At 64.4% G+C, this 7,392-nt stretch carries 7 protein-coding genes; 4 read left to right on the top strand and 3 right to left on the bottom strand.

The window, feature by feature from the left end:
• Positions 1 to 172: 172 nt before the first annotated feature.
• The 3 genes from ahpF to AB4Y44_RS06735 form a co-directional block, all read right to left on the bottom strand.
• A complete protein-coding gene (gene ahpF / locus AB4Y44_RS06745; RefSeq protein WP_368699033.1) occupies positions 173 to 1,774 on the bottom strand; it encodes an alkyl hydroperoxide reductase subunit F in 1,602 nt (533 codons plus the stop codon).
• 188 nt (positions 1,775 to 1,962) lie between these two features.
• Entirely contained in the window at positions 1,963 to 2,526 is a 564-nt protein-coding gene (ahpC, locus tag AB4Y44_RS06740) for an alkyl hydroperoxide reductase subunit C (protein ID WP_321926040.1), read from the bottom strand.
• Positions 2,527 to 2,840: 314 nt separating this feature from the next.
• Complete coding sequence (locus tag AB4Y44_RS06735) at positions 2,841 to 3,749, bottom strand: LysR family transcriptional regulator (RefSeq protein ID WP_368699032.1); 909 nt, start codon at positions 3,747 to 3,749, stop codon at positions 2,841 to 2,843.
• Between the two features lie 169 nt (positions 3,750 to 3,918).
• On the opposite strand from AB4Y44_RS06735, the gene AB4Y44_RS06730 reads away from it, so the two are divergent.
• The 4 genes from AB4Y44_RS06730 to AB4Y44_RS06715 all read left to right on the top strand — a co-directional run bounded on the left by AB4Y44_RS06730 (position 3,919) and on the right by AB4Y44_RS06715 (position 7,370).
• Positions 3,919 to 4,644: a pirin family protein gene (locus tag AB4Y44_RS06730; RefSeq protein ID WP_342919069.1), complete on the top strand. Its 726-nt coding sequence runs from the start codon at positions 3,919 to 3,921 to the stop codon at positions 4,642 to 4,644.
• Between the two features lie 132 nt (positions 4,645 to 4,776).
• Positions 4,777 to 5,190 (top strand): DoxX family protein, encoded by a 414-nt coding sequence (locus AB4Y44_RS06725; protein ID WP_042268447.1) that lies wholly within the window; start codon positions 4,777 to 4,779, stop codon positions 5,188 to 5,190.
• A 132-nt stretch (positions 5,191 to 5,322) separates the two neighbouring features.
• Positions 5,323 to 6,696: an aspartate aminotransferase family protein gene (locus tag AB4Y44_RS06720; protein ID WP_368699031.1), complete on the top strand. Its 1,374-nt coding sequence runs from the start codon at positions 5,323 to 5,325 to the stop codon at positions 6,694 to 6,696.
• Positions 6,693 to 7,370: a GntR family transcriptional regulator gene (locus AB4Y44_RS06715; RefSeq protein ID WP_342919071.1), complete on the top strand. Its 678-nt coding sequence runs from the start codon at positions 6,693 to 6,695 to the stop codon at positions 7,368 to 7,370. Before AB4Y44_RS06720 ends, AB4Y44_RS06715 begins: the two co-directional genes overlap by 4 nt.
• The last annotated feature ends 22 nt before the right edge of the window (positions 7,371 to 7,392 follow it).

The raw sequence follows: 7,392 nt of genomic DNA, 5'->3' as shown, positions 1-7,392 counted from the left end.
CTACACGCTTCCTTCAGACCCCGCCTCACAACGACGCCCTTGCGTTTCGCTAGCCCTTCACCACCATCAGGTTGGGCAGGGGACTTCCACCCCCAAGCTGTTGTGCATGCCCGGCACACTAAAAAAACGCCGGCGTGAGCCGGCGTAAAGAGAGACTGCTACAGACCTTTGCTTAGGCGACCACGGGCGCCGCCTTCGCGTCCTCTTCCTGTTCCACCGAAGAGCGGATCAGGTAGTCGAATGCGCCCAGCGATGCCTTCGCGCCTTCGCCCACGGCGATCACGATCTGCTTGAACGGCACGGTCGTCACGTCGCCCGCGGCGAACACGCCCGGCACCGACGTCTGGCCCTTCGCGTCCACTTCGATCTCGCCGTGCTTCGACAGCGCCACCGTGCCCTTGAGGAACTCGGTGTTCGGCACGAGGCCGATCTGCACGAACACGCCTTCGAGTTCGAGATGACGCTTCTCGCCCGACGTGCGTTCGAGAAAAGCGAGACCCGTGACCTTCTGGCCGTCGCCGGAAATCTCCGTGGTTTGCGCGTTCACATGCACCGTGACGTTCGGCAGGCTGCGCAGCTTGCGTTGCAGCACTTCATCCGCACGCAGTTGCGCGCCGAATTCGAGCAACGTGACATGGCTCACGATACCGGCCAGGTCGATTGCCGCTTCCACGCCCGAGTTACCGCCACCGATCACCGCCACGCGCTTGCCCTTGAAGAGCGGGCCGTCGCAGTGCGGGCAGTAGGCCACGCCCTTGTTCTTGTACTGCTGCTCGCCGGGCACGTCGACATTGCGCCAGCGCGCACCGGTGGCGAGCACCACACTCTTCGCGCGCAGCGTCGCGCCGCTTTGCGTGCGCACTTCGAAGCCGTTGCCCGAGGGCACCAGCGCTTCGGCGCGCTGCAGGTTCATGATGTCGACGTCGTAGGCGCGAACGTGCTGCTCCAGCGCCGTGGCGAACTTCGGCCCTTCCGTTTCCGTGACCGAGACGAAGTTCTCGATGGCCATCGTGTCGAGCACCTGGCCGCCGAAGCGCTCGGCGAGCACGCCGGTCTTGATGCCCTTGCGCGCCGCGTAGATCGCAGCCGCGGCGCCAGCGGGGCCGCCGCCGACGATGAGCATGTCGAAAACATCCTTCTGGTTCAGCTTCTCGGCGGCGCGCGACGAGGCGCCGGTGTCGAGCTTCGCGAGAATCTCTTCCACGCCCATGCGGCCCTGGCCGAACACTTCGCCGTTCAGGTAGATGGTCGGCACGGCCATGATCTGGCGTTTCTCGACTTCGTCCTGATACAGCGCGCCGTCGATGGTGACGATCTGCACGTTCGGGTTGAGCGTAGCCATCGCGTTGATCGACTGCACGACTTCCGGGCAGTTCTGGCACGACAGCGACATATAGACTTCGAACGAGAACACGCCGTCGAGCGTCTTCACCTGTTCGATGGTTTCGTTCTCGAGCTTGACCGGGTGGCCGCCCACCTGGAGGAGCGCCAGCACGAGCGACGTGAATTCGTGGCCCATCGGAATGCCCGCGAACGTGACCTTCACGTCGGAGTTCGCGCGCTTGATGTCGAACGAAGGGGTACGCGCGTCGCCGGCTGCGGCGCCACGGCGTTCTTCGTAGGAGATGCGATTCGAGAGCGATGCGATGTCCTGCAGCAGTTGCTGCAGTTCTTGCGACTTCTCGCCATCGTCCAGGTACGCAACGATCTCGATCGACTGCGTGACTTTTTCGAGGTAGCTTTTGAGTTGATCTTTGAGGTTGGCGTCGAGCATGGCTTTTTTTCCGGCTAGAGAAGAAGCGGGGGAATTCTAAGTATTGCCTGGCAATTTCGCCGTTCCGCTTATGGCGTCGAGAGGCGAACAGGGCACCCGGGCCGCGGCCGCGTGGGCGCGGCCCGGGGATACAGCTAGTCAGACTTCGGCGTCATGCGATCAAGGCGATCGCATTTGAACAGCGACGCTTAGATCTTGCCGACGAGGTCGAGCGACGGCTTGAGCGTTTCAGCGCCCGGCGTCCACTTGGCGGGGCAGACTTCACCCGGGTGTGCTGCGACGTACTGAGCAGCTTGCACCTTGCGCAGCAGTTCCTTGGCGTCACGGCCGATGCCGTTGTCGTGGATTTCGCACAGCTTGATCTCGCCTTCCGGGTTGATCACAAACGTGCCGCGCAGTGCCAGACCTTCTTCTTCGATCATGACGTCGAAGTTGCGCGTGATTGCGCCCGTCGGGTCGCCGACCAGCGGGTACTTGATCTTGGCGATCGTGTCCGACGTGTCGTGCCATGCCTTGTGCGTGAAGTGCGTGTCGGTCGACACACCGTAGACTTCAACGCCCAGCTTCTGGAATTCTGCGTACTGGTCAGCCAGGTCGCCGAGTTCCGTCGGGCACACGAAAGTGAAGTCGGCCGGGTAGAACACGACAACCGACCACTTGCCCTTGAGGTTTTCCTCAGAGACCGGAACGAACTTACCGTTGTGGTATGCGGTTGCCTTGAACGGCTTGACTTGCGTGTTGATGAGAGACATGCGTTGTTTCCTCGCTCTGGGTTGGGAAAAGGTATGGACGAAGATTACGGGAACCACGTCCGTTTGAAAAATTGGTTGCTTTGATCGCGGGTATTAACCCTGCCTATCGGACCCCATAGCGTCCGTCAAAGCCCGCCAGCATGGGGGGTTCCGCGCCCGCATCGCGCGGCCCGAGCAACCCTCGGGGCGGTGAGCATACAACGAAACTGCGACAATGCGCCTCACACGGCCGCGCTGTCATGCTGCGTTCATGAAGCTCCGGATGTTAGATGCAGACGCAACGGCCGCTCTGCAAGGGCCGCAGGCTTTCTGCGTCAAAGCACCCCGCCACGCGCGGTTGCCGCACGCGCCGCGAGCCGCTCGCGCAGGTATTGCGTGAATGCGCGGATCGTCACGGAAGCTTCACGATGCTGCGGGTACAGCGCATGGAGCGCGTTGGGTGGCGGCATGAACGGCTCCAGCACCTCCACCAGCAAGCCGGCATCAACCGATCCCGCCACGATGAAGTCCGGGAGATAGCAGATGCCGAGCCCGGCAATGGCCGCGTCGCGGATCACTTCGCCATTGTTCGCGCGCAGCGGCCCGTGCACGTCGAAAGACGTGCGCACGCCGTCGACGATGAATTCCCACGGCGCGCGGCCCTGCTGCCCGTACGGCAGGCAGGCGTGCTGCGCGAGCTCGGCGGGCGTTTGCGGCGCGCGCCGCCGGCGCCGGTAGCCCGGGCTGCAGCAGGCGATCATGCGTACGTCGATGAGTTTTTGCGCCACCAGCGTGGAATCGGCCAGCCGGCCGATCCGCAGCGCCATGTCGAAACCCTCGCCGATCACATCGACGGTGCGGTCGCTCAGATCCATGTCGAAGCGCACGTCCGGATGCTCGCGCAGAAATTCAGCGACGAGCGGCGAAAGGTGCGCCATGCCGAACGACATCGGCGCGCTCACTTTCAGGAGGCCGCGGGGCTCGCTGCGCCGGTCCGACATGGCCTGCTCGGCCTCCGAGACGTCCGAAAGGATGCGCTTGGCGCGCTCGTAGAAGTCCTGGCCGAGGTCCGTGACCGCCAGCTTGCGCGTGTTGCGCACGAGCAGGCGCGCGCCCAGATCGGCCTCCAGCGCCGCCACGCGCCGACTCACGAACTGCTTGGAAAGCCGCAGCCGATGGGCCGCCGCCGTGAAATTGCCTGCATCCACGGTATTCACGAAGATCCGCATGTCGTCGAGTTGCATTCCGATTGTCCACTTCAATGTGACAGTGAATCGTATTCTACGGCGATTCAGTTCGATTTGATTGACCTAAACTTCTTTCCATCGCAACCAATCAATCGAATCCCATTAACCAAAATGGGGCCAGAGCAAGGCGCTAAAGCGCCAACTCTGCCCTACAGGAGAGACGAAAATGATCGAACTTCGCAAGGCAGACCAACGCGGCCGCGGTGAACATGGCTGGCTCAGCTCGCGTCACACGTTTTCGTTTGCCAACTACTACGATCCGAAGCAAGTGGGCTTCTCGGACCTGCTCGTGATCAACGACGACCGCGTGGCCCCGGCGCGCGGCTTCGGCAAGCATCCGCACCGCGACATGGAAATCTTCTCGTACGTGCTGGAAGGCGCGCTGGAGCACAAGGACTCGATGGGCACGGGCTCGGTGATCGTCCCCGGCGACGTGCAGCTGATGAGCGCCGGCACCGGCGTGGCGCACAGCGAGTTCAACCACTCTGCCGACGAAGGGGTGCACTTCCTGCAGATCTGGATTGCACCGAACGTGAAGGGCGCGCAGCCGCGCTACCAGCAGAAGAACATCGCCGATGAGGAGAAGCGCGGCAAGTTTCGCCTGATCCTCTCGCCGGACGGCGCCGAAGACTCGCTGCTGCTGCGCCAGGACACACGCGTGTATGCCGGCCGCCTCGACGGCGCGGAAACGGCGAAGGTCGAAGTGGGCGCCGACCGCTACGCCTACGTTCACGTGGCGCGCGGCAGCGTGAAGCTGAACGGCGTGGAACTGGGCGAAGGCGACGGCGCGCGCATCCGCTCCGAGCGCGAGTTGAGCTTCAGCGACGGACACGATGCAGAGGTCCTGGTGTTCGATCTGCGTAATATCGAAGTGTCGGAGCTGTGGTCCTGACTTCGGCGTTGCGCCTGAGGTTATGCTTGCGCAGAGCGGCGCGCGGCGGTCCGCTCACTGAGAGTGGCCCGCCGCCCGGCAAAGCGCGAACTGATACGTAGTGAACCACTTAATACTTCTTCGGAGAAAAACATGCGATACAACCTGTTCGGGCCGGGCAACGACGTCGTGCTGCTGGTCTCGCGCATTCTGCTGACTTCCCTGTTCATCCTGTTCGGCTGGTCCAAGATCACCGGCTTTTCGGGCACGGTCGACTACATGGCGCACGTGGGCGCGCCCGTGCCGATGCTGTCGGCCGTCATCGCCGTGATCATGGAGTTCGCGGTCGGCATCCTGCTGCTCGTGGGCTTCTACACGCGGCCGCTCGCCGTGCTGCTCGCGATCTATACCGTTGCGACCGCCTTCATCGGCCATCACTTCTGGACCATGACGGGCGCCGATCAAATGGCCAACATGATCAACTTCTACAAGAACATCAGCATCGCCGGCGGGCTGCTCGCACTCGCAGTAACGGGTCCGGGAGCGATCTCGATCGACAGGAAGTAACGCACGGTTTTTTGGCTGTAGAAAGGCGCGATGCCGGTTGGCATCGCGCCTTTTTTTGTGTCCGGGAATTTGATCAAATTTACTTTCGCATTCGGCCGTGCGAGGATTTGATCAAATCTCAAGGAGACACGCATGCAACTTCGTCAAGGCGTGAACTGGGAACGCGCGCAGCGCGTCCTCGCCCGCGAGCGCGCAGCCTTCGTCGCCGCGCGTCCGAAGTCGCAGGCCTTGTCCGCGCAGGCTGCGCAGCATCTGCTGTTCGGCGTGCCGCTGCACTGGATGAACGACTGGTCCACGCCCTTCTCGCTGTACGTGGATGCCGCGCGCGGCGCAAGCTTCACCGACGTGGACGGCCACCGCTACGCCGACTTCTGCCTCGGCGACACGGGTGCGATGTTCGGCCATGCGCCACAGCCCGTGGCACGTGCGCTCGCGGCCCAGACGCAGCGCGGCTTCACGACCATGCTGCCGGGCGAAGACGCCGTGGCGGTGGGCGAGGCGCTCGCGCAGCGCTTCGGCCTGCCCTTCTGGCAATTCGCCATGACCGCGAGCGACGCCAACCGCTTCGCCGTACGCTGGGCGCGCGCGACCACCGGGCGGCGCACGATACTCGTGTTCAACGGCTGCTATCACGGCACCGTGGACGACGTGTTCGTCGATCTCGTCGACGGCCAGCCCACACAGCGCGCGAGCCTGCTGGGCCAGGTGCACGACCTGCTGCCCACGACGCGCGTGGTCGAGTTCAACGATCTCGAAGCGCTCGCGCGCGCACTCGCCGGCAACGACGTGGCCTGCGTGCTCGCCGAGCCCGCCATGACGAACGTGGGCATGGTGCTGCCCGAACCCGGCTTCTGGCGCGAGGCGCAAGCGCTCATGAAGCGGCACGGCACACTGCTGTTGATCGACGAAACGCATACGATCAGCAGCGGGCCGCGCGGCTACGCGCGCGAGCACGGCATCGAGCCCGATCTCTTCGTGCTCGGCAAGCCGGTGGGCGGCGGCGTACCGTGCGCGGTCTATGGCTTTTCGGCCGAATTCGCCACACGCGCGCAACAGGCGAAGCTCGATGCGCCGCCGGGCCATTCAGGCATCGGCACGACACTCACGGCGAATGCACTGTCCATGAGCGCCATGCGCGCGACGCTCGGCGAAGCGATGACCGATGCCGCCTACGCGCACATGTTCGCGCTGGCCGAGCGCCTGGCCAACGGCCTTGCGGCGACGATCGCGCGCCATGCGTTGCCGTGGTGCGTGACGCGCGTGGGCGCCCGCACGGAGTTTCAGTTCTGCGCCACGCCGCCGCGCAACGGCAGCGAGGCTCGCGCCGCCATGGACGACGAACTCGAACACGTGCTGCATCTGTATCTGCTCAATCGCGGCGTGCTCATCACGCCGTTCCACAACATGATGCTCGTATGCCCGGAAACGACCGGGGCCGACGTCGACCGCCTGCTCGCCGCCTTCGATGCCTGCGTGAATGAACTGAGCGAAGCGGGCGAACGATGAAGACCCGCGCGCATCAATCGCTGCAGGACGAGACCTACGCCACGCTGCGCCGCTGGCTGAGCCTCGGGCGCTTCGTGCCGGGCGAGCGTCTGCGCATCCACGCGCTCGCGGAACAACTGGGCGTGGGCGAGATGCCGGTGCGCGCGGCGCTCGTGCGCCTCGCAGGCGAGTCCGCACTCGTGAACCTGCCCAACCGCGGCGTGGTCGTGCCGCAGCTCACGCGCGCGCAGTTCGTCGACGTGCTCAACGTGCGCGTGATGCTCGAAGGCGAAGCGGCGTTTCTCGCCGCCACGCGCCTCACCGCCAGCGAAATCGCGCAGCTCGACGCGCTGTGCGCGCAGATGGCCGAGGCGCTTACGCAGAACAAGCGCGCGCGCTATCTCGACGCCAACGAAGCCTTCCACCTCGTGCTCTATCGCGCGAGCGGATCGGCGCTGCTCGTGGATCTGATCGAAACGGTGTGGCTCCAGGTGGGCCCGATCTCGAACCTGCTGTTCGACGACGCCGACTTCACGCGCACGCTCAACGATGCACACGAAGGCCTCATGCGGCGGCTCAAGCGCCGCGACGCTCAAGGCGCGCGGCGCGCCGTGGAGCGCGACCTGCGCCGCGCGGCGAAGCCGTTGCGCATGCATTGCCTGCCCGACGATCCGCACACGGCAAACAGGGCTTGATATGCTTGGCAGCGCGCCCGCC

The sequence above is a fragment of the Paraburkholderia sp. BR10937 genome, assembly GCF_040965695.1.
In the GTDB taxonomy this organism is placed as follows: domain Bacteria; phylum Pseudomonadota; class Gammaproteobacteria; order Burkholderiales; family Burkholderiaceae; genus Paraburkholderia.
The sequence above is the reverse complement of the archived record's forward strand: the minus strand, read 5'-3'. Positions and strand labels throughout refer to the sequence as shown.

Coding starts and splice junctions, on each gene's coding strand:
- ahpF (WP_368699033.1), bottom strand. CDS start 1,774: ATGCTCGACGCCAACCTCAAAGATCAACTCAAAAGCTACCTCGAAAAA.
- ahpC (WP_321926040.1), bottom strand. CDS start 2,526: ATGTCTCTCATCAACACGCAAGTCAAGCCGTTCAAGGCAACCGCATAC.
- AB4Y44_RS06735 (WP_368699032.1), bottom strand. CDS start 3,749: ATGCAACTCGACGACATGCGGATCTTCGTGAATACCGTGGATGCAGGC.
- AB4Y44_RS06730 (WP_342919069.1), top strand. CDS start 3,919: ATGATCGAACTTCGCAAGGCAGACCAACGCGGCCGCGGTGAACATGGC.
- AB4Y44_RS06725 (WP_042268447.1), top strand. CDS start 4,777: ATGCGATACAACCTGTTCGGGCCGGGCAACGACGTCGTGCTGCTGGTC.
- AB4Y44_RS06720 (WP_368699031.1), top strand. CDS start 5,323: ATGCAACTTCGTCAAGGCGTGAACTGGGAACGCGCGCAGCGCGTCCTC.
- AB4Y44_RS06715 (WP_342919071.1), top strand. CDS start 6,693: ATGAAGACCCGCGCGCATCAATCGCTGCAGGACGAGACCTACGCCACG.